Below are 21,836 nucleotides of genomic sequence, written 5' to 3' on the forward strand. Positions count from 1 at the left end.
TGTTTTTATAAGTACGTGCGGATAGTTAAAAATAGTTCACTCCTGTTGCCTGGCGTACCAGTTTCAAAGTTTCGCTGGCGCTTGCCCTTGCTTTTTCGGCACCTGCTTTCATGATTTTGGCGAGCAATTCTTTGTTGGCCTGGAGGTCGGCTGCTTTTTGCCTGATAGGCGACATAAAGTTCACCATATCTTCTGCGAGTTGTTTTTTAAGATCGCCATAGCGGATGGCGCAGCCGTTGAAGGCAGTTTCGTAGTGTTGCACGACATCGGGCGTACTTACGAGGTTCATGAGGGTGAACAGGTTTTCGATATAATCCGGCTTTTGAGAATTGGGTTCGGTTGGGCCGCTATCGGTTTTTGCTTTCATGATCTTTTTACGGATGGCATCGTCTTCATCGGCGAGGTAGAGGGTAGCCATCTGGTTTTCGCTTTTGCTCATTTTGCCGTTGCCGTCGAGGCTCATGATCTTTACGAGCTGTGTGCCATAGTTGAAGGCCTGGGGAGCGGGGAACAGGTCGCCGTAACGATAATTGAATCTTTCGGCAAATTTCCTGGCCAGTTCCACATGTTGCTCCTGGTCTTTTCCCACGGGCACTTTTACGGCCCTGTGCACAAGGATATCGGCTGCCATAAGAACGGGATAGGTCAATAAACCTGCGTTTACGTTATCGGGGTTCTGGCGGACCTTATCTTTAAAAGTCGGCGTTTTCTCCAGTTCGCCAACATAAGCCATCATATTAAGATAGAGATAGAGTTCTGCGATCTCTTTCACATCGCTTTGTACGTACAGGGCTACCTTTTCGGGATCAAGTCCGCACGCAATATTTTCAGCTACTACACGCAGCACGCTGTTCTTAAGCTCTTTTGTATCGGGGTGAGTGGTAAGGCTATGCCAATCGGCCACAAAGAAATAACAGTTATACTCATCCTGCATGCGCACGTAGTTGCGCATAGCGCCAAAATAGTTGCCCAGGTGTAAGAAACCGGTCGGGCGAATACCGCTTAATACTACTTCCTTCATAGGGCGCGAAGATAAGAATAGATGGCAGATGATGGACGGCGGATGGCAGAAAGAGATTTTTTAGGCAGGCGCTCATAGGTGAAACGGAGGAGGCGATATAGGAAAAGAAGCAGTTCTATTAGCTTTAGGCGAGCCAGGTGCCAGAAAAAAGCCGGGTAAGCCAACTCTGTTATAATAAAAGTTTATCATCTCTTGATGGAACGTTCCGGCAAACCATGTTTTTTTATAAACTCAGTGGCCTGCTGGGTTTTTCTGACAACAAAGGGGTCATTTGCATAATCACGCATTTTTACTCTGGCAACTGCGAGACTCCTCTTTTCCATTTTCTTTCCATTAGCTACCATAAAAGCGTTTTTATCTTTATCAAATTTAGACTATTTTCTAACCTCGAGCAAAAACGACGAATAATTGGTTCCCCTCTGCAAGTTTTCCCATCGATCGCTAATAAACCCACGTACAATAAACCATACGTTGATCTCTTTCCAAAACCGCCAAATATTCATCTGATATAACCTGGTGCGGCTTTCTGTACTTCCCTGCAGAAAAACAAAGGCTTCCGGATTCGTTTCAATAAAATCCAGCACTGTAAAGGCTACTGTTACCAATATCTTATCGCGATCTGCATTGTTTGTTACGGCTTTATCATTAATTGTTTGTGCAGCATCGTCCCAATCGCCGAAAGAAAGATTATAAGCTTCAGTTTTTATACCTCGTAAACGTATGTAAACTACAGCCTTTTTGATCCGGCCACGCGGGCCTTCGCTGTAGAATTCGTAATAGGATTTCCGGGTGTCTTTTACAAAGGCATAACTATCAAGCAGCATCTCATACCATTTACACGATGTTAATTTAAGGTTTTATTTCCCAGGCCTTCGGGAGCTTTTCCGACAGATACGAAACTTTGGATAGCGGACTGTAGCATAAGGCCTGCTTTTGTGATTTAATCAGGCTGTTTTCAAGCCGGATAGCTGTATTTAAACACGCTGCATTTCTTATTTTTAGTTATCAAAAGCTATTGTTTATGGTGCGGTTCACGGCGGTTATTGAAAAATTCGAACAGAAGGGGGAGAAAAGCGGGTGGACCTATATTGCCATCCCGGAAGAACTGGCGCAGGAGCTGAAACCTGGGAATAAAAAGTCGTTCAGGGTGAAGGGCAAGCTTGACAATTACGCTTTTTCGGGATTGACGCTGCTGCCCATGGGAGATGGCAATTTTATATTACCCCTGAAAGCGGAGATCAGGCGCGAAATAGGAAAGAACAAGGGCAGTAAGCTGCTGGTACAAATGACGGAGGATAAAACCTTTAAAATTGTTACCCCGGAAGACCTGACGGCCTGCCTGGCAGATGAACCCGGGGCATTGCAGCATTTTGAAAAAATGGCTCCCTCCCACCGGAACTACTTCATAAAGTGGATCGATGAAGCGAAAACCGATGCCACCCGTACAAAGCGGATCGCTATGACGGTAGAGGCCATGCGGAAAGGGATGGATTATGGAGCGATGATAAGAAACGCAAGGCAGCAATAGAACAGGTGCCGGATAGCAGTTCTTGTGAGCACAAGTAATAGATGAGGGTGGAATTGAATGGAGCATGATCCGGGAGAACAGCGATTCCAAGGCACCTCTGAGGTGTTCCAGGACGGCTCTGAGATTCCCAAGGCGGCTCTGAGATTCCAAGGCACCTCTGAGGTGTTCCTGGGCGGCTTTAAAGTGGCTTGTGAACGGCTATATAAAGCGTTCTTTTGAGCAGCGAGGTGCGCGGGGGAGAGATTACAACCAGGCGCTTTGTTTAAATCCACCACAATTTACGATTCCTTTCAAGTTATCATTCTTCCCAAACAGGTTTGCCCCGGCGGCTTTTTGCTAAAAAAAGAGACGGTTTTGGCAAGGATGCGCTAAAGCATCCTTAAAGCTTCCTAAAAGCTTCTTTAAAGCATCCTAAGAAAAGTTCGTTTTTTTAGCAAACCGGAAAATGTGCTCCAAATATCTTAGCAATTTTTGTTACCGTTTATTTTCCTTTATCTACCTTCCTCTATCTGCGGTCTGCCCTATTGGCTTCTGCCATCTATTTTCTATTTCCCGATATTTGCTTTATCGATACCAGTACCTACATACCAGCGAGTGTTTTAGATTCTTCTATTGAGTACCTGAAGGGCGTTGGGCCTTTGCGGGCAGATATGCTCAAAAAGGAACTTAATATTTTTACTTTCCGGGACCTGCTGGAACATTTTCCTTTCCGTCATATCGACAAAACCAAGGTGAATCTTATTGGCGAGATCTCGCCACAGACCGAATATGTGCAGGTAGCGGGCAAGCTGGTGGATATCGGAGTGCTGGGAGAGAAACGCGGAAAAAGGCTTGTCGCCTATCTCAAAGATAAAAGCGGTACGCTGGAACTTACGTGGTTCCAGGGGATCAACTGGGTGCAGAAAAGCCTGCAGCCGGGACAGGACTACCTGGTGTACGGGAAAACAGGTTTCTTTAACGGGCGGCCACAGATCACCCATCCCGAGCTGGAGTTATTAGCGGGTGTAAAGGCCGATGGCAAGGCATTCCTCGAGCCAATTTATCCTACTACCGAAAAGTTGAAGGCAAGGGGCATTACTGGCAGGCAGATTGGGAAATTTACCAGTGCGTTGCTGCCTTTGCTGTCGGAAAGAGAGCTGCCGGAGAACCTGCCGGCATCGATGCTGGAGAAGTTAAAGCTGCCTTCGCGGTTTCAATCGTTTTGCAATGTTCATTTTCCACGGTCGCAGCAGGATTATGATGCGGCGGTGCGGCGCCTGAAGTTTGAAGAGCTTTTTGTGGCGCAGGTGAGCCTGGCGCTGGTGCGTATGGAAAGACATCGTTTCAGCCGTGGGGTGAAGTTTGAGAAGGTGGGTGAACTGTTCAATACATTCTATAATACTGCGCTGCCTTTTGAGCTTACCGGCGCCCAGAAAAGGGTGTTGAAAGAGATCAGGAATGATACGGCCAGGGGACGGCAGATGAACCGTTTGTTACAGGGCGATGTAGGCAGCGGGAAAACGATCGTAGCCTTATTGAGCATGCTGATGGCGGCAGACAATGGTTTCCAGAGCTGCCTGATGGCGCCTACGGAGATCCTGGCGCAACAGCATTATGCAGGCTTGTCTTCTTTACTGAAGGATATGCCCGTGGAGATAAAGCTGCTCACAGGCAGCACCAAAGCGGCAGAGCGGCGGAAAGTGCTGGCGGCGCTGGCCGAAGGCAGTTTGCATATGGTGGTAGGTACGCATGCGGTGATAGAGGATGCGGTTCAGTTTGCGAACCTTGGACTGGCCATTGTAGATGAGCAGCATCGCTTTGGCGTGGCGCAAAGAGCGCGGCTATGGAAAAAGGCGCCCATTCCCCCGCATGTGCTGGTGATGACGGCCACTCCTATTCCGCGAACGCTGGCGATGACGGCTTATGGCGATCTTGATTACAGCGTGATGGATGAACTGCCGCCGGGGCGTCAGCCCATTACCACAGTGCATCGTAACGAGATGCAGCGGGCGGGCGTTATGGATTTTATACGCGCAGAGATCGCCAAGGGGCGACAGGCTTATATTATTTATCCGCTGATAGAGGAGAGTGAGAAGTTAAGCTATGAAGATCTGATGCAGGGTTATGAGCAGGTAAAAAGCTTTTTCCCGGAACCCAAATACCGGATAAGCATGGTTCACGGGCGGCAGCCCGCTGAACAAAAAGACGTTAACATGCAACGTTTTGTAACGGGTGATACCCATATTATGGTTAGTACTACCGTTATTGAAGTAGGTGTAAATGTGCCGAATGCTTCGGTAATGGTGATAGAAAGTACGGAGAAGTTTGGGTTATCGCAGCTCCACCAGTTGAGAGGACGCGTTGGGCGGGGAGCTGAAAAAAGCTTTTGCATACTTTTAACAGGGTCTAAAGTAAGCAATGATGCCCGGGAAAGGATCAAGATTATGTGCGCAACGAATGATGGGTTTAAAATAGCGGAGAAGGACCTGGAGCTTAGGGGACCCGGTGACATTGAGGGGACGAAACAAAGCGGGATGCTAAACTTTAAGCTTGCCAGCCTCGTAAATGATAAACAGATCCTGGAGTCGGCCAAAATATTTGCCGGGCAGCTCCTCGACAATGATCCGGACCTGAGTTCGGCAGATAATTTGCCGCTAAAGAACTATCTTCTTGCCCGGAAGGGAAAAACTGCGTGGAGCAAGATTTCCTAACAACATTTTAGCATCGTACAACGTTTTAGTTATTAGCTTATAAAAATTCATTCAGCTTGAAAACCTTTACCAGGATAACCGGCTTTGTTTTGCTGTTGCTGGCAGTGCGGACTGCAGATGCTCAATATTATGAATTTATAGAAAACAAAGGTCAGTGGAATGAACGCGTTAAGTTTAAGGGCAATATTCCCAACGGCAGTTTTTACTTACAGACGGCAGGCTATAAGATAGTACAACACAATGCAGCCGACCTGGTTGCGCTATCAGAATATTATACGGGGCATTCGCATGGCAGCGCCAGTAATGCCGGTTCTTCGCAGGGAGGATCGTCGGGAGGGCATGCGCAGCAAAGCGCGCTTCGTTCAGGCGATGACCATGCGGGAGAAGGCGGCACTGCCGGTGGCGCTCCCGGCAGTGGCGGTACAACACCACCATTGGTAGTTCGTTCTCATGCCTATGAGGTAACTTTTCTGGGGGCTTCTACCACGCCAACGATTATTAAAGACAAACCTACCGAAGGATATTACAATTACTTCCTGGGTTCCGATTCTTCGAAATGGGCATCGGGATGTAAGGTTTTCCAGGCTGTTACCTACAAGAATATTTACCCGAACATCGATATCCGCTATTATACCGACAACGAGTTCCTGAAGTACGATATCATTGTGAACCCGGGTGGTAATGTGAGTGATATTATCATGCAGTTCGACGGCGCCGATAAACTGGAAGTGAAAAAGGGAGAGCTGAAGATAAAAACAACTACAGGTGATGTTACCGAACGTGCGCCTTACACTTATGAACTGGGCGGTGCAGGAAGAAAAACGGTGGATGCATCGTATATGGTAAGCGGTAACATTCTGAAGTTCAAGGTAGGCAATTACGATGCCGCCTCAACATTGGTGATCGATCCTACCGTGATATTCGCCACCTTCTCGGGCAGTACATCGGACAACTGGGGATTTACGGCAACGTACGACGGCCTGGGTAATTTCTATGCCGGCGGTATTGTTTTCGGTGATCTGTTTCCTGTTACGAACGGGGCTTATCAAACCCAGTTTGGCGGAGGTGACCGGAGCGATAACAGTGCGCCCTGTGATATTGCCATTATGAAATTCAATCCTTCGGGCCGCAGTCTTATTTATGCTACGTTACTGGGTGGCTCGGGTAACGAGCAGCCCCACAGTATGATCGTAGACCAGAAGAATAACCTGGTTATTGCGGGCAGGACCAGCTCCTCGAATTTTCCGCAAACAGACACTACCTGGGGACCGGGTGGTGGTTTTGATATTTTCATCACCAAGCTGAATGAAACCGGCTCTGCCCTGATTGGCTCGCGGAGGATAGGCGGCACTGCATCGGATGGCGTGAACATTATTCCGAAATATACCAGCGCCGGCTCTTTCCCGCTTCGTCCCAATTATGGTGATGATGCGAGAAGTGAGGTGATACTGGATGACGAAGACAATATTTACCTGGCGGCGCAAACGCAGTCGGGCAATTTCCGTACTACAGCCAATGCCTTTCAAACTACTATGGGCGGCGGACAGGATGGTGTGCTTATAAAGACCAGTCCAAATGTCAAGAACATTCTTTTCAGCAGTTTTCTTGGCGGCTCGAAAGATGATGCGGCTTTTGTACTGGCATTACATCCTACCACTAAAAACATTTATGTAGCGGGCGGCACTACCAGCCTCAATTTCCCCGGTACACAAAACGGGGCTGTTCTTCAAAGCAGCTACCAGGGCGGTGATGATGACGGTTTTGTGAGCATTGTAAGCAATGACGGCAGCCAGCTTATCAAGTCGTCTTATTTCGGTACCGGCGCCAATGATCTCATTTTCGGGATACAATTCAACAGAGTAGGCGATCCGTTTATCATGGGCACTACTACCGGCAGCTGGCCGGTTCAGAATGCGGCGTTTGTAGAGGCCAATGGTAAACATTTTATCAGCAAGCTGAATGCAGATCTTACGGCTTACCAGTATTCCACTACGTTTGGCCCCAACAGAACAACGCCCAGCATCTCTCCTACCGCCTTCCTGGTAGACCGTTGTGAGAATGTGTATGTATCGGGCTGGGGCGGAGGTATCACCATGAGCAGTGGTTATAACCAAAACAGCGGCACACGCGGACTTACCACAACGCCAGATGCTGCAGTGCCTAACGACAACTCCAGGGACGGCAGTGATTTTTACTTCTTTGTCCTGAAAAAGGATGCCACCAGCCAGTTATACGGAACCATGTTTGGCCAGACCGGTGGTATGGGAGATCATGTGGATGGTGGTACTGCGCGTTTCGACAAGCAGGGGATCATTTATCAATCTATCTGCGCCAACTGTGCGGGAGGTGCGCGCTTTCCCACCACTACAGGTGTATGGTCGAATACCAATAAAGCATTGGGCGGAAGAGGCTGTAACCTGGCCGCGCTGAAAATTGCCTTTAACCTTGCCGGGGTGGGCACTTCCATCAGGGCTTCGGTAAACGGCATTGTAAAGAAAAGCGGCTGTATTCCACTTACGGTTGATTTCAGGGATACTATCGGTATTGCGAAAACATATACCTGGAACTTTGGAGATAACAGTCCCGAGGTTACCACCACTACCCCATCGACAAGTCATACTTATACCGCTGTTGGCATTTACCGTGTGCGGCTGATAGCAACAGACCCTTCTTCCTGTAATATTTCCGATACGGCGTATATCGAGATTAAAGCAGGTGATAACAGGGCTGATCTTGGTTTCACTTACCGGAAGTTAACGCCTCCGTGCGATCAGCTGAATTATGAATTCACGAACACTTCTACGGCGCCTTCCAAACCTTTCCTCGACACTTCGTTCGTATGGAGCATGGGCGACGGCACTATTTTAACGAGACAAAGTCTTACTACACCTTTTGTGCACCAATATGCCAGTGCAGGCACTTATAATGTGGCGCTGCGGCTGGTGGATACCAGTTACTGTAATTACCCGGATTCTGTTGTGCAGCAGATCAGGATCGCTATCAATGTAAAGGCGCAGTTTGAAACACCTGCATCAGGATGCCATCCTTATACGGCGGTGTTCAACAACACCTCACTCGGCGGGCAAAGCTTTTTATGGAATTTTGGAGACGGCACCACTTCTACCGAAGAATATCCGTCACATACTTATGCACAACCGGGCACATATACGGTAACACTTACAGCCACTGATCCTACCACCTGTAACGTAACGGATGTTTCGGCGCCGTTCACTGTTACGGTAAGTCCCAATCCTGTTGCGGGCTTTACTTTCACGCCTACGCAACCGGTTAAGAATACGCCTTATACCTTCACCAATACCTCATCCGGCGCCGTGTCGTATATCTGGTCATTTGGCGATGCGGAAGGCGTTGCAACCACCAAACGTGATACCGTTATCTCACATATCTATAATGAAAGCGGGGAATATACTGTTTCACTGATCGCGACGAACCAGTATGGCTGCCGCGATACGGCAGAACAGCAGGTTTCGGCTATTATAGAGCCGCTGGTAGACGTGCCAACAGCGTTTACGCCCAACGGCGATGGCATCAATGATTATGTGCGTTTGCGTGGTTATGGTGTGGCGCGTATGGTATTCCGCATTTACAACAGGTGGGGAGTATTGATGTATGAGTCGATCAGCGCCAAAGATCCCGGATGGGACGGTCGCTATAAGGGAGCGCTGCAGCCCCAGGATGTGTATGGCTTTATTGCAGACGTAGAATTTTCGGACGGAAGACGTTATCAGAAAAAAGGCGATATCACCTTATTGAGGTGATGCAGCAGATTTATTGAAGTAAAAAGATTAGAGATATGCCTAGTTCATCACACTGGAAAAAAGCAGCGTTTGCGCTTGTAGCCGCGATGACATTCGTGTTATCTGCCGGGGCGCAGGACCTGCATTTTTCGCAGTATTTTAATTCGCCCCTGCTTGTGAATCCTGCAAACACTGGTTTTGCACCGGATGTCGACTGGCGGGCCGGTATCAACTACCGGAACCAGTGGTCGAATATTACCAATAATCCCTATAAAACCATGAGCGCCTGGGGCGATATGCAGCTGTTCAACGACCGTTTTGAAAGCGGCTGGCTGGGTGTGGGTGGCTCGCTGCTGCGCGATGTGGCGGGCAGTGGTAATCTTACTTCTACCAAGATCTATGGCTCTGTAGCCTATCACCAGATGCTGGGACTGGCCAGTTTGCTTAGCGCGGGCTTCAGCGGGGGTTGGGTGAACAAGAGGGTTGATCTGTCGAAACTTACTTTCGACAATCAATGGAATGGTGATTTCTTCGATATCACGCTGCCCAACAATGAGCCTTTTGCCTATTCTGCGGTTGGTTATTTTGACCTGAATGTGGGTATGAACTATGCTTATTTCCCGAATGACAAGGTTTACCTGAACGCGGGCGCCAGCGTAATGCACCTGAACCGGCCGAAAGAGTCCTTTTTTTCGGCAACGTCTGTTGACGCCCAGCTTAATATGCGTTACAACTTCTTCGTGAATGCTGCCGTTAAATTAAATGACAAGTGGATCATCAACCCGAATGTTTACTATAGCCGTATGACGAACGCCACAGAGGTGGTACTGGGGCTGAATGCCAATTACAACCTCAGCGGCGATGGTTCGGCACAATTGATCGGGGGCCTGTATTACCGTAAGGATGAAGCATTTATACCTATGGCGGGTTACCAGTGGAACGATCTGAAACTCACTATCAATTATGATGCTACTACGTCGTCGCTGAAGTCGTATAACCAAACCAAGGGGGCGTACGAGTTCTCGCTCGTTAAAACGGGGCTTTTCAATGCCACTAAACCAATAAAATGTCCCACCGTCAAGTTTTAGCAGAACGGCTGCGGTTTGTTTGCTTCATGTTACGTACTTTGCGACAAACAAACCCCTTTCATGTTCGAATTTCACGCCGACAGGAAAAGATATTTTGACATACAGATAGCTAATGCGGCCCAGCATGTGATCCCATTCATTAACGAGGTATTTCCTGTTAAGCCCGGTATGCGGGTGCTGGAAATAGGCTGTGGCGAAGGCGGCGTTCTGAAAGCATTCACCGATAAAGGCTGTACCGGCATAGGCGTTGAGTTTGATGCGCAACGTATAGAAAACGGCAAGCTGTGGCTGAAGGAAGATATTGAAGCCGGCAAGATCCATTTTATCACGAAAGACATTTTTGATACCGACGCCGAGAAAGACCTTGGCGGCGCTTTTGACATTATTCTCCTGAAAGATGTGATCGAGCATATTCATGACCAGCCCCGCCTTATCGGCTGGATGAAGCAGTTCCTTAAGCCAGGCGGCACCATTTTCTTTGGCTTTCCGCCCTGGCAAATGCCATTTGGCGGACATCAGCAGATGTGCACTCATAAATGGCTGAGCAAGCTGCCCTGGTATCATTTGTTGCCGCGTTTTATATATAAAGGCATATTGAAGCGTTTTAATCAACCTGTGAATGATCTGCTGGAGATAAGGGATACCCGTATTTCGATAGAAAGATTCGAGCGTATAGCGCGTGAGCAGGGCTACAATATTGTGAATAAGACCCATTTCCTTATTAACCCTATTTATGAATGGAAATTTGGCTGGAAGGTAAGAAAGCAGTTCCCATTCATTACACATATACCCTACCTGAGAAATTATATCACCACCTGTGTTTACTACCTGATTGCCGATAAGAATGTTACGACATCTCGCAATTAGGGTTTATTTTTAATCAAAAAAAAGGAATGGTATCCGTTGTGGAAAGAGGAAAAATAACAACCGAACATCTAACTGCTTTAAAGGAAATTGTTGGCGACGAATTTGTATTCGTTGATGCCGACTCTGTAAAGTATTATGGGCATGATGAAACAGAACATCTGCTGTATTTGCCCGACGTAGTGGTAAAGCCGCGTACTGCTGAAGAAATCAGCGCTATCATGAAATTATGCAATGAATATGGCATCCCTGTAACCCCGCGCGGCGGCGGTACCGGTTTGAGCGGCGGCGCCTTACCACATCTTGGCGGTGTATTACTGGCCACAGAACGACTGAATTCCATTCTTGAAATAGACGAAAGAAACCTGCAGATAACAACCGAACCGGGTGTTATTACGGAGGTGCTTCAGAATGCAGTAAAGGAAAAGGGCTTATTCTATCCTCCTGATCCCAGCAGCCGCGGCTCCTGTTTTATAGGCGGTAATATTGCCGAAAACAGTGGTGGTCCGAAGGCTGTAAAGTATGGCGTGGTCAAAGATTATGTGCTGAACCTGGAAGTGGTGCTGCCTACCGGCGAGATCATTTGGACAGGCGCCAATGTATTAAAGAATTCTACGGGTTATAATCTTACCCAGCTGGTGGTGGGCAGTGAAGGCACGCTTGGTATTGTTACCAAGATCGTATTACGACTTATACCCTTACCGAAATATGACCTGCTGATGCTGGCGCCGTTTGCATCGCTTGAAAAAGCCAGCGAAGCGGTCAGCGCGATCTTCCGTGCGGGCTTTGTGCCAAGCGCTATGGAGCTTGCAGAGATCGATGCGCTGAAGATTGTAAGCAAGATGGTTGACAGCCATGTGGTACCGGTAAACGATGATATTGCAGCCCACCTGATCATTGAAGTAGACGGTAACAATCTTGATGTACTGATGAGCGAAATGGAAGCCATCGCCACTTTATTGCAGGATTTTGAAGCCGGAGAGATCTTTTTCGCCGATGATGCCCAGCAAAAAGCGGAGCTATGGAAGCTACGCCGCCGTGTAGCCGAAGCGGTGAAGAGCAGTGGTTATACTATCGAGGAAGACACTGTTGTTCCCCGTGCAGAATTGCCTGCCCTTATTAAAGGGGTGAAGGCGCTTGGCAAAAAGCATGACTTTCATGCCGTATGCTATGGTCATGCCGGAGACGGTAATCTTCATGTACGTATCCATAAAGACGGTATACCCAACAGTCATGGTAACGACGAAATGCAATTCATACTTAGCGAACTGTTTAAACTGGTGTACAGCCTTGGCGGTACCATCAGCGGTGAGCATGGCATAGGACTTATTCAAAAAGGTTATATGAATATCGTATTCCAGGAGGCAAATCTGAGACTGATGCGGGAGATCAAAAAAGCTTTTGATCCGAACAACATTCTCAATGCCGGGAAGATCTTTGATATAGCATAACCCCTAAAAGAAGATAAAATGAAAAAGACATTACTGGTTTTAGGTTTATTGCTGGGTATTACCCAATTGCAGGCACAACAAGGGCTGCCGCCTACGTATGAAAGCGGAAGCGGTTCCGGGGAAGGTTTTCAGACCAATAACATTTTTATAGGTGGAAGCCTGAGTCTTGGATTTGGTTCCAACTATTTCAATATTGGCGGCAACCCTGAAATCGGCTACAGCTTTTCGGAGTGGATAGATGCGGGTCTGGCTTTCAACATCAACTATACCAGTAATAAGTGGAACTACACCGGGGGCGGCGATATTAAACAGAATACATTCAACTATGGCGGCGGTGTATTTACGCGGTTATATCCTATCCGCAACCTGTTTGTTCAGTTGCAACCTGAATACAACTGGAGTTCCACTACCTACAAAACGCCTGGTTATGCCGATGAAAAGTATACGACCAGTGCGCCCAGCCTGCTGGCAGGTATTGGCTATGGCCAGCGGATAATAGGGCAAAGCTCTTACTACATTGCCTTGTTATTTGATGTAAACAAGGATAAGAACTCACCTTACAGGAACTATGACGGAAGTTTTATTCCTATTTTACGGGCGGGCTTTAACTTTTACCTGCATCAAAATCGTTAACGATTTCAATCGGGGTATTGTACACTTTCAGGCGGTCGCGCCAGTCTTCGTATAAAAACCCCTGTAATTGCTGGTGATTGATGTGGCCGATAATATGATTATAATATCCTGCTGTATTCAGCAGGATTATTTTTTTCTGGTAAACCGTTCCTGAGTTCCAGGTAAGCATTTCGAACATTTCATCGAGCACGCCATAACCTCCTGGTAATACAATAGCGGCATCGGCGAGGTCGTACATCATTTGTTTCCTGGCGGGTAAGTCTTCCACCACATGCAACTCGCTGATGCCTTCGTGCTGGTTTTCCATTGCCACCAATGCTTCGGGCATTACGCCTACCACCTTGCCTCCGGCATGCATGGCGGCGTTGGCTAAGGCACTCATCAATCCTTTGTTTCCCCCGCCGTAGATAAGCGTAATTTTCCGTTGTCCCAACAGGCTGCCCAGTTCGGCAGCGTGTTGTTCATATAAGGGAGATGCGCCCTTGCGGGAGCCGCAAAATACTGCCACTGCTTTGTATGCCATACATGGGAATTGAGGCGCAATAATACAACAGGTCACACAAATTCAGGGAATATTCCGCGCATATACTTCTCGATCACCGAGAGCTTCCAGCGCAGCAGTTCCAATTCCTGCTCCTGCAAACTGCCTTTGGGGCGGGCACCGGGGATAGACTGCTGCTCCGCCGTTGTTTTTACGTGCAGCAAAACGCCTTTGATCTTGCGTTCGAGCTGAATGGTTTTGCTGTTTGCCTGTTGCACCTGCAGGTTATATGATTCTATGCGTTCTGTTAGTTTTTTGTTGCGCTCTTCAAAAGCCTGGGCTTTCATTTGCAGGTCGTGGAGCTTTGCTGCATTTGCGTTTTCGGTAAATTCAACAGGTGGCTGCGGATCCTGTACCGGGATGCGCCTGCGCCGTTTGAGTGTAAAAGGGCCGTGGTTATCATTCATAACTTGCTGATAGCTATTAATGGAAACCAATATATAACAAATTATCTTCAAAATACAAGCGTTCAACCGTATTTTCGGTGTAAACAAAGATAAAGCAAGAGGCCCCCAAACACAATCCTGCACAAAAACGCATAAACAGGAATGATAAATTGCAAAAAACCTCAGTTTTATTGATATTTGTTATTCACCATCATCAGGAATATTTATATGTCACCACTATTGCTGTTCTCTTTTGTCATTGCGTATTTCGTGATCCTGCTTGTTGTTGCCTGGTATACGGGGCGTAACTCGAACAATGAATCGTTTTTTATAGGCAACCGCAACAGTAACTGGATGCTTGTTGCGTTTGGGATGATAGGAACTTCGCTGAGCGGTGTCACGTTTGTGAGCGTGCCGGGGGGCGTTGGTGATGTTGCGGGGGGCAGTTTCAAGGGTTTTGCGTATATGCAGGTGACCATAGGTTATCTTATCGGCTACTGCGTTATTGCTTTTGTGTTACTGCCGCTGTATTACCGGATGCAGCTCACTTCCATTTACAATTATCTGCAGCATCGTTTTGGAAATATTGCCTATAAAACGGGGGCTTTATTCTTTATCATCAGCCGTACCGTAGGCGCTACCGCCAGGCTTTATCTTGTTATCAATATCCTGCAGTTCTTCATTCTTGATAAAATGGGGGTGCCGTTTGTGGTAACAGCCGCCGTTATCCTGCTTATGATACTGCTGTACACTTTTGAGGGCGGCGTGAAAACCATCGTTTATACCGATACATTGCAAACCTCTCTGATGATCATAGGACTGATCGTATGTGTTGTATATATACTGCAGCAACTGCATTTGAGCGGTGGCGAAGCGCTAAGCCAGATGCAGCAGAAGGGCTACCTGAATGTGTTCAATACCGATGTAAACAGCAAAGGCTTTTTTTTGAAGCAGATCATAGGGGGCGCCTTTATCACCATATCGATGACGGGGCTGGACCAGGAAATGATGCAGAAGAACATTAGTGTGAAAAGGCTTGGCGATTCGCAGAAGAACGTTGTTACCATGGCGGTAGTTATGACGGGGGTATTATTCCTGTTCCTGATGCTGGGCGGCTTATTATACCTGTATGCGGGCAGCATAGGCGGCACTTATACCGATGCAGTGGTGAACGGGGCTCCTGTAAAGCAATTTATTGTGGCCCATACCAGCGATATAGGGCATTCCACCAATGTCATAGGAGACAAGATCTTCCCTACGCTGGCGCTGAATTATTTTCCACCGGCGATCAGCGTCATATTCATCATTGCACTGATCTCGGCATTATTTCCCAGCGCCGATGGTGCGCTGACCGCGCTCACCTCTTCTTTCTGCATCGATATGCTTGGACTGCAGCAGCGGGAAGAACTTGGTGAAAAAGGAAAGAAAAGAGTACGTTTGACGGTACACCTGAGTTTCGCGATCATCTTCCTGTTATGTGTGATGGTATATTATTTCCTGAACAATAACAGTATCATCGATATCATTCTTGACCTGGCGGGATATACTTACGGTCCGTTGCTGGGGTTATTTGCTTTTGGTATTTTCACGAGGAGGGGGCTTCCCAATTCGCTTTGGGTGACGGCTGTTTGCCTGATCGCTCCTGTTTTATCGTATTTTCTATCGCACAATGCCAAAGCCCTGTTCAATGGTTACCAGATTGGCATTGAATTGTTGTTAATCAATGGTTTATTTACTTACCTGGGCTTATTACTCATTTCCAAACCGGCAAATGCCACAACAGCAGCAGCAGTATGAACCCGGTTTTAGTACATCCTGATGCAGAAAATTATGCTGGCAGTCACACCAGCCCTGAGGATGCCGTGTTACAAAAAATTAATGCGGCTACTTATGCCGGTCATGCCCAACCGCATATGCTTAGCGGGCATGTGCAGGGCAGGCTGCTGGAGATGCTTAGTAAGATGCTGAGGCCCAGGCAGATATTGGAAATCGGCAGTTTTACGGGTTACAGCGCCGTTTGCCTCGCAAAAGGGTTACAGGAAGGCGGGCAATTACATACCATCGAGCTGCGGGAGGCGGATGCCACTACTTCAAGGGAAAATTTTCGGCTTGCCAACATGCAGAATCTGATAACTTTGCACACCGGCAACGCTTTGGATATTATTCCGGCACTGCCCTATACATGGGATCTTGTTTTTATAGATGCAGATAAAGTTAACTATATCGCATACTACGAAATGGTATTACCACGTTTAGAGCAGGGAGGCATTATAATTGCCGATAACGTATTATTTCATGGCCAGGTGCTTCAGGAGCCTCTTAAGGGCAAAAATGCGAAGGCCATTGATGCTTTCAATAAGCATGTGCGTGAGGATATACGTACTGAGCAGGTGTTTTTAACGGTACGTGACGGACTAATGCTTGTGAGAAAGAAATAAAAACTTACCGGATGAAGAAATTGATCTGTATGTTTAGCGCCATATGCCTGGCGCTAATGGTAAAAGCACAGGCTGACGCTGTGGCTACTTATATTGCGGCTTACAAAGACCTGGCGGTGAAAGAAATGATCCGTTCCGGGGTTCCCGCTTCCATTACGCTTGCCCAGGGTATACTGGAAACCCAGGCTGGGCAAAGTGTGCTGGTAAAATCTTCCAATAATCATTTCGGTATCAAGTGTAAAACAGAATGGAAAGGTGGTAAAGTGTACCACGACGATGATGAGAAAGGCGAATGTTTCCGCAGTTATATCAGTGCAGAGGAGTCGTACAGGGATCATTCCGATTTCCTGAGAAACAGGGCGCCTTATGCGTTTCTTTTCCAACTGGATCCAACCAATTACGAGGGCTGGGCCAAGGGGTTGCGTAAGGCTGGTTATGCCACCAATCCTGCCTATGCACAGATGCTGGTAAAAATAATTGTAGACAACAACCTTCAGCAATATACCCTGCTGGCTTTGAACGGCATTCCGGCCGAAGCGAAACAGGACGATATTTTCGCTACCCGTACAACTACTCCTGCCGGTGCGCCGGTAATGACCCCTGCCGGGATAAACAGTGTACAGGCAGCCGCAGAACAGGAAGAAGAAGCGGCGGCCAACGGCCAGCCTGAAGATTCTGAAACAACAGCACCAGTTGCCGTTGCTGCCCCGGTAAAACCTGCTGTGGCTGCGGCAAGCTATCCTTCCGGATTATTCAAGATCAATGAAACCAGTGTTATCTATGCCAGTTCCGGCACTTCCCTTTTCGCGCTGGCCAATAATCATAATGTTACCTACAAAAAGCTGCTGGAGTTTAATGAGATGGAGGAAAAGGACATCCTGGAAAGCAGCCAGCTGGTGTACCTGGAGAAAAAGCCTAAAAAAGGCAGCAAAGACTTTCATGTAGTGACCACAGGTGAAACCATCGAGACAATTGCCCAACTGGAAGGCGTTCGTCTTGAAAGCCTGATGCTTTACAATCACCTTGTAAAGGGCCAGCAGCCTAAGACAGGAGAAAAGGTTTATTTACGAACCGTTGCCCCCACAGTTCTTGCAAAAAATAAAAAGTAGACATTAAAACAGTTTAGGACCGTATTTTTGACGCCCGGAATATTGGATATTACCTATAAACTATTTCTATGTCATTGATACAGGTCCGCGATAAAAAGTTCACTTCTTACCTTACTGCACAGGATATTCAACAACATATTGCGACACTGGCAGACCAGCTGAATACTGATTATGCCGGCAAGCGTCCGCTTTTTATCGCTGTTTTGAACGGATCGTTCATGTTTGCCTCTGACCTGTTCAAGTACCTTACCATAGACGCTGAGATCTGCTTTATCAAGCTGGCATCTTATAAGGGAACCAAGTCTACCGGTCATGTTATCACTGCCATAGGCCTGGATACCGACATTACCGGCAGGGATATCATTATCCTGGAGGATATTATTGACACCGGCAAAACCCTGAACCAGTTTCTTCCGCAGATCACCAACCAGCAGCCTGCTTCGCTTAAGATAGCAGTATTGCTGCATAAGCCTGAAGCGACCGTGTTCCCGGTACAGATCGACTACTGCTGTTTTTCTATCCCCGACAAGTTTGTGGTTGGCTATGGACTTGACTATGATGGCTTAGGCAGAAATCTGCCGGAGATCTACCAACTATCCCAGGATTAAGCTAATTTTAGTTTTTACCCAGACTCCCTCAGCGTGAAAAAATTGTTGCTTGTTATATTAACCTCCATTATCCTATCATTTACCGGCCGGGCGCAATACTATATCCGCGGCACTATAAATGATGAGCATGGCAAACCGCTCCCGAATGTTAAGATCAACCTTTTTTCCAAAGGATATATAGGCTTGTTTTCCGGCAGTTGCGGCATTCCCAGTTCTCTGCGGGTAGATACCATCATACTGGAAGCGGAGGGATACCAGTTATTAAAAACCGCTGTCAATACCAGCCAGTTCCAGCAGTTTGTTCTCAAATGCCTGCCGGCAACACAACCGCCTCCCATGCATTTATCGTCTGTGACAAAGAACCTGCTGGCATCGGGGCGATACAGTTTCGTTCCTTCGAACGAGAGTTATAGCAGGCAGATACAAAATGACTTTGTAACCTGCGCCGAATATCCCGAAACAGGATTCGCGTTAAATGTAGACCGGGCTTCTTACAGCAATGTAAGGCGTATGGTTAAAAGCGGCAGCTTTGTTCCACCTGATGCGGTACGGATCGAGGAAATGCTGAACTATTTCAACTTTAAGCTGCCAGAGGAGGAAGGTGATATATTACCTGCAAAAGGCTTTACCTGCCTCAGCCAGGTGACATCGGCTCCCTGGAGCAAGACCAACCAGTTGCTTTTTATTAACCTCAAGGCCCCCAAGGTTGACCTCACCAATCTTCCACCTTCCAACCTGGTATTCCTGATAGATGTTTCGGGATCGATGGACAAGCCCAACAGGTTACCCCTGATACAATCTGCATTCAAATTACTGGTTGAGAATCTCCGGCCTATAGATACGCTTGCCATCGTAGTATATGGCGGTGATATTGGCGTTAAGCTGGCACCTACTTCCGGGGCTGACAAGAAAAAGATCAATGATGCGATAGACCTGCTGGCGCCCAATGGCGATACGCCCGGTGCGGGCGCTATTAAAGCGGCTTATGCCGAGGCGGCAAAATCGTTCAATCCCAATGGTAATAACAGGGTGATACTGGCTACCGACGGGGACTTCAATGTAGGGGAGTCGAGCGAAAAGGCCCTTGAAGAGCTTATTATACAGCAGCGCCAGTCGGGTATTTATCTTACCTGTCTTGGATTGGGCATGGGCAACTACAAAGACAGCAAGCTGGAAACACTTGCCAAAAGAGGCAATGGCAATTTTGCCTACCTGGATAATATGAATGAAGCGGAAAAGGTATTGATAAAGGAGTTCACCAAAACACTGTATGCTGTTGCCAATGATGCGTTCCTGCATATCAGCTTCAATCCGCGTATGGTTTCTTCTTACCGGCTTATAGGTTTCGATAACAGAATGGAGGCGTTAAACGATAGTACTGCCCAACTGGAGGGTGGCGAAGTTGGGTCGGGGCATTCCCTTGTAGCTATTTTTGAAATTGTTCCGGTAGCGAAGAATGTGGCTCCTGAAGGAAGCGATGTTATCGTTGCTGGCCGTTACGGCACCATAAAGCTGCAATATAAAATACCTGGCAACACCAATACACGTAAGCAACAGTTTAGCGTACCTGCCAATTTTATACCTTTTGATCAAACCGATCCGGCTATACAGCAGGCAGCTGCTGTAGCAATGTTTGGAGAATTATTAAAACATTCTAAATTTGCAGCCGGTTACACCTGGGATGATGTAAGGAATATTGTAGCGAATGTTAACCGCAAAAGCGATTCAGTGTTGGACAAGGAGCTGTTGACGTTGGTAGATAAGGCCCGGAAGATCTATACTTCCGGAAAAAAACGTAAACGGAACAACAAAGATTAAGGAGCTGCTGTTCTATAAAAAGCAAACAACAACTAAAGTATAATTAGCCAAAGGAGAACAACAACTAAAAAACCGAAAGAGGTGTTCTAACTGAACACCTCTTTTACTTTATCGAAAAAGCTCTTTTCATTTTTGCCTGGTTGCGGCTGGAAGTTGGAGCTACCGGATAATTTTTCCAGCATATCTTTTTCTTCGGCCGTCACATTCTGAGGGGTCCAGATGTTCACATGAATCAGCTGGTCGCCTCTTGTGTAACTGCTGTTCACATCGGGAAATCCTTTTCCTTTTAAGCGGAAGATCTTACCGCTTTGCGTACCTGCCGGGATCTTGATTTTGGCCCTGCCGTCGATGGTGGGTACTTCTACCTGTGTACCGAAAACGGCATCGGGGAAAGAAAGGTAGAGGTCGTAGGCCACATTCAGCCCATCGCGTTGTAATTCTTTATGTGCTTCTTCTTCTATGAGAATGATAAGATCGCCCGGCATACCGCCCCGTTCTCCGGCATTACCTTTACCGCTGAGGCTTAGCTGCATTCCTTCCTGCACACCTGCGGGAATATCGAGGGTTACCATTTCTTCGCCGTAAACCCTGCCTTCTCCTTTACAGGAGCCGCATTTGGCTGTGATGGTAGAACCTTCACCATTACAGGCAGGACAGGTTGTTACGGTCTGCATTTGACCGAGGAAAGTATTGGTAACGCGTCTTACCTGGCCGCTGCCGCCGCAGGTGCCACAGGTTTGGACGCTGCCTTTGTCTTTGGCGCCGCTGCCGCCGCAGGTATTACAGTTAACGTATTTCTTTACTTTGATGGTTTTAGAAACGCCGTTGGCCATTTCTTCGTAGTTGAGTTTGATCTTCACACGAAGATTGCTGCCGCGTACGCCGCGTGCTCTTCCGCCGCCTCCGCCGCCGCGACGGCCACCGCCGCCACCGAAGAAGCTGCCGAACATATCGTCGCCAAAAATATCGCCGAACTGGCTGAAGATGTCATCCATGTTCATGCCGGCTCCGCCGTAAGCGCCGCCACCTGCAGCACCAGGTCCGAAGGCATTATGGCCAAAACGATCGTATTTGGCGCGTTTATCAGCGTCACTTAGTATTTCGTAAGCTTCTGCTGCTTCTTTAAACTTTTCTTCAGCTTCTTTGTCACCGGGATTTCTGTCCGGGTGGTATTGCATAGCCACCTTACGATAAGCTTTTTTGATCTCATCGGCAGCGGCCGTTTTGCTTACACCCAGAATTTCGTAAAAATCTCTCTTTGCCATTAGGATATTATGTAATTACTATTTGCCAACTACCACCTTGGCAAAACGAATGATTTTGTCGTTCAGGTAGTAACCCTTTTGAACTTCGTCGATCACTTTTCCCTTTAACGACTCATCGGGAACCGGGACTTCTGTAATAGCTTCGTGTTTTTCTACATCGAATTCGGATTGAACGCTTTCCATGGCTTTCAATCCTTTTCCCTGTAGTGTGCTTCTCAGCTTATGGAAAACCAGCTGAATACCTTCTTTGACTTGTGCCAGATCGCCTGCTGACTGTAACTGTTTTTCGGCCCTGTCGCAATCATCCAATACATCGAGCAGAGAAACGATGACTTCTTTACCTGCGGTTTGCATTAATTCGAGGCGTTCTTTTGAGGTTCTTCTTCTGAAATTATCGAATTCAGCCATTAAACGCAGGTACTTGTCTTTTTGCTCCGCCACTTCGGCCTGCAATTTTTCGAGTTCACTGCCAGATACGTCACCAGATGAAGCAGCAGCGTTGTCTGCGCCTGCATTTTCGTCAGTTTGAGTAGCCTGGGCATCCGTGTTTTCAACAGTAGCATCTGTATTTTGCTGCAATTCTTGCTCTTCCATAGTCATATTAATGTTGTCAGGTACAAAGGTCAAATTTTTTGCCA

At 47.4% G+C, this 21,836-nt stretch carries 19 protein-coding genes; 12 read left to right on the forward strand and 7 right to left on the reverse strand.

The annotated features are described in order from the left end of the window. Positions 1-25: 25 nt before the first annotated feature. The 3 genes from trpS to ESB13_RS11855 all read right to left on the reverse strand — a co-directional run bounded on the left by trpS (position 26) and on the right by ESB13_RS11855 (position 1,845). Complete coding sequence (gene trpS, locus ESB13_RS11850; RefSeq protein ID WP_129003533.1) at positions 26-1,021, reverse strand: tryptophan--tRNA ligase; 996 nt, start codon at positions 1,019-1,021, stop codon at positions 26-28. Between the two features lie 185 nt (positions 1,022-1,206). Further along, positions 1,207-1,365, reverse strand: a complete 159-nt coding sequence (locus tag ESB13_RS23790; RefSeq protein WP_164974187.1) for a hypothetical protein — start codon at positions 1,363-1,365, stop codon at positions 1,207-1,209. A gap of 30 nt (positions 1,366-1,395) precedes the next feature. Next, on the reverse strand, positions 1,396-1,845 hold the full coding sequence (locus ESB13_RS11855; RefSeq protein ID WP_129003535.1) for a DUF6934 family protein: 450 nt from the start codon (positions 1,843-1,845) through the stop codon (positions 1,396-1,398). 197 nt (positions 1,846-2,042) lie between these two features. Here ESB13_RS11855 and ESB13_RS11860 point away from each other — a divergent pair, with 197 nt between their 5' ends. The 7 genes from ESB13_RS11860 (at position 2,043) to ESB13_RS11890 (ending at position 13,033) form a co-directional block, all read left to right on the forward strand. Continuing rightward, positions 2,043-2,549: a YdeI/OmpD-associated family protein gene (locus ESB13_RS11860; protein ID WP_129003537.1), complete on the forward strand. Its 507-nt coding sequence runs from the start codon at positions 2,043-2,045 to the stop codon at positions 2,547-2,549. 524 nt (positions 2,550-3,073) lie between these two features. Beyond that, positions 3,074-5,239 carry an ATP-dependent DNA helicase RecG gene (gene recG, locus ESB13_RS11865; protein WP_246022520.1) on the forward strand — a complete coding sequence of 722 codons (2,166 nt, stop codon included), beginning with the start codon at positions 3,074-3,076 and terminating at the stop codon, positions 5,237-5,239. Positions 5,240-5,295: 56 nt separating this feature from the next. Further along, on the forward strand, positions 5,296-9,018 hold the full coding sequence (locus tag ESB13_RS11870) for a DUF7948 domain-containing protein (RefSeq protein WP_129003539.1): 3,723 nt from the start codon (positions 5,296-5,298) through the stop codon (positions 9,016-9,018). A 35-nt stretch (positions 9,019-9,053) separates the two neighbouring features. Beyond that, complete coding sequence (locus ESB13_RS11875; protein ID WP_129003541.1) at positions 9,054-10,085, forward strand: PorP/SprF family type IX secretion system membrane protein; 1,032 nt, start codon at positions 9,054-9,056, stop codon at positions 10,083-10,085. Positions 10,086-10,145: 60 nt separating this feature from the next. Then, positions 10,146-10,952, forward strand: a complete 807-nt coding sequence (locus tag ESB13_RS11880; RefSeq protein WP_129003543.1) for a class I SAM-dependent methyltransferase — start codon at positions 10,146-10,148, stop codon at positions 10,950-10,952. A 26-nt stretch (positions 10,953-10,978) separates the two neighbouring features. Next, positions 10,979-12,400 (forward strand): FAD-binding oxidoreductase, encoded by a 1,422-nt coding sequence (locus ESB13_RS11885; RefSeq protein WP_164974188.1) that lies wholly within the window; start codon positions 10,979-10,981, stop codon positions 12,398-12,400. Positions 12,401-12,418: 18 nt separating this feature from the next. Continuing rightward, positions 12,419-13,033 (forward strand): hypothetical protein, encoded by a 615-nt coding sequence (locus ESB13_RS11890; protein WP_129003545.1) that lies wholly within the window; start codon positions 12,419-12,421, stop codon positions 13,031-13,033. Here ESB13_RS11890 and ESB13_RS11895 read toward each other — a convergent pair. Both ESB13_RS11895 and ESB13_RS11900 read right to left on the reverse strand, forming a co-directional pair. Beyond that, a complete protein-coding gene (locus ESB13_RS11895; protein WP_129003547.1) occupies positions 13,005-13,556 on the reverse strand; it encodes an LOG family protein in 552 nt (183 codons plus the stop codon). The two genes, ESB13_RS11890 and ESB13_RS11895, sit on opposite strands and share 29 nt — an antisense overlap. Before the next feature lie 32 nt (positions 13,557-13,588). Continuing rightward, positions 13,589-13,981, reverse strand: coding sequence for a hypothetical protein (locus ESB13_RS11900; RefSeq protein WP_129003549.1), 393 nt, complete (start codon positions 13,979-13,981; stop codon positions 13,589-13,591). 207 nt (positions 13,982-14,188) lie between these two features. On the opposite strand from ESB13_RS11900, the gene ESB13_RS11905 reads away from it, so the two are divergent. The 5 genes from ESB13_RS11905 (at position 14,189) to ESB13_RS11925 (ending at position 19,933) form a co-directional block, all read left to right on the forward strand. Continuing rightward, positions 14,189-15,757 carry a sodium:solute symporter gene (locus ESB13_RS11905; RefSeq protein WP_129003551.1) on the forward strand — a complete coding sequence of 523 codons (1,569 nt, stop codon included), beginning with the start codon at positions 14,189-14,191 and terminating at the stop codon, positions 15,755-15,757. Then, positions 15,754-16,398 carry an O-methyltransferase gene (locus ESB13_RS11910; RefSeq protein WP_129003553.1) on the forward strand — a complete coding sequence of 215 codons (645 nt, stop codon included), beginning with the start codon at positions 15,754-15,756 and terminating at the stop codon, positions 16,396-16,398. The genes ESB13_RS11905 and ESB13_RS11910 overlap by 4 nt, the downstream gene beginning before the upstream one ends. A gap of 11 nt (positions 16,399-16,409) precedes the next feature. Then, entirely contained in the window at positions 16,410-17,507 is a 1,098-nt protein-coding gene (locus tag ESB13_RS23795) for a glucosaminidase domain-containing protein (protein WP_164974189.1), read from the forward strand. Between the two features lie 68 nt (positions 17,508-17,575). Then, complete coding sequence (gene hpt / locus ESB13_RS11920) at positions 17,576-18,115, forward strand: hypoxanthine phosphoribosyltransferase (protein WP_129003555.1); 540 nt, start codon at positions 17,576-17,578, stop codon at positions 18,113-18,115. Positions 18,116-18,148: 33 nt separating this feature from the next. Then, positions 18,149-19,933, forward strand: coding sequence for a vWA domain-containing protein (locus ESB13_RS11925; protein WP_129003557.1), 1,785 nt, complete (start codon positions 18,149-18,151; stop codon positions 19,931-19,933). Positions 19,934-20,019: 86 nt separating this feature from the next. On the opposite strand, the gene dnaJ is transcribed toward ESB13_RS11925, so the two are convergent. Next, on the reverse strand, positions 20,020-21,198 hold the full coding sequence (gene dnaJ, locus ESB13_RS11930) for a molecular chaperone DnaJ (RefSeq protein WP_129003559.1): 1,179 nt from the start codon (positions 21,196-21,198) through the stop codon (positions 20,020-20,022). Between the two features lie 18 nt (positions 21,199-21,216). Further along, entirely contained in the window at positions 21,217-21,792 is a 576-nt protein-coding gene (locus tag ESB13_RS11935) for a nucleotide exchange factor GrpE (protein ID WP_129003560.1), read from the reverse strand. Positions 21,793-21,836 lie beyond the last annotated feature (44 nt).

Source organism: Filimonas effusa (assembly GCF_004118675.1).
In the GTDB taxonomy this organism is placed as follows: Bacteria; Bacteroidota; Bacteroidia; order Chitinophagales; family Chitinophagaceae; genus Filimonas; species Filimonas effusa.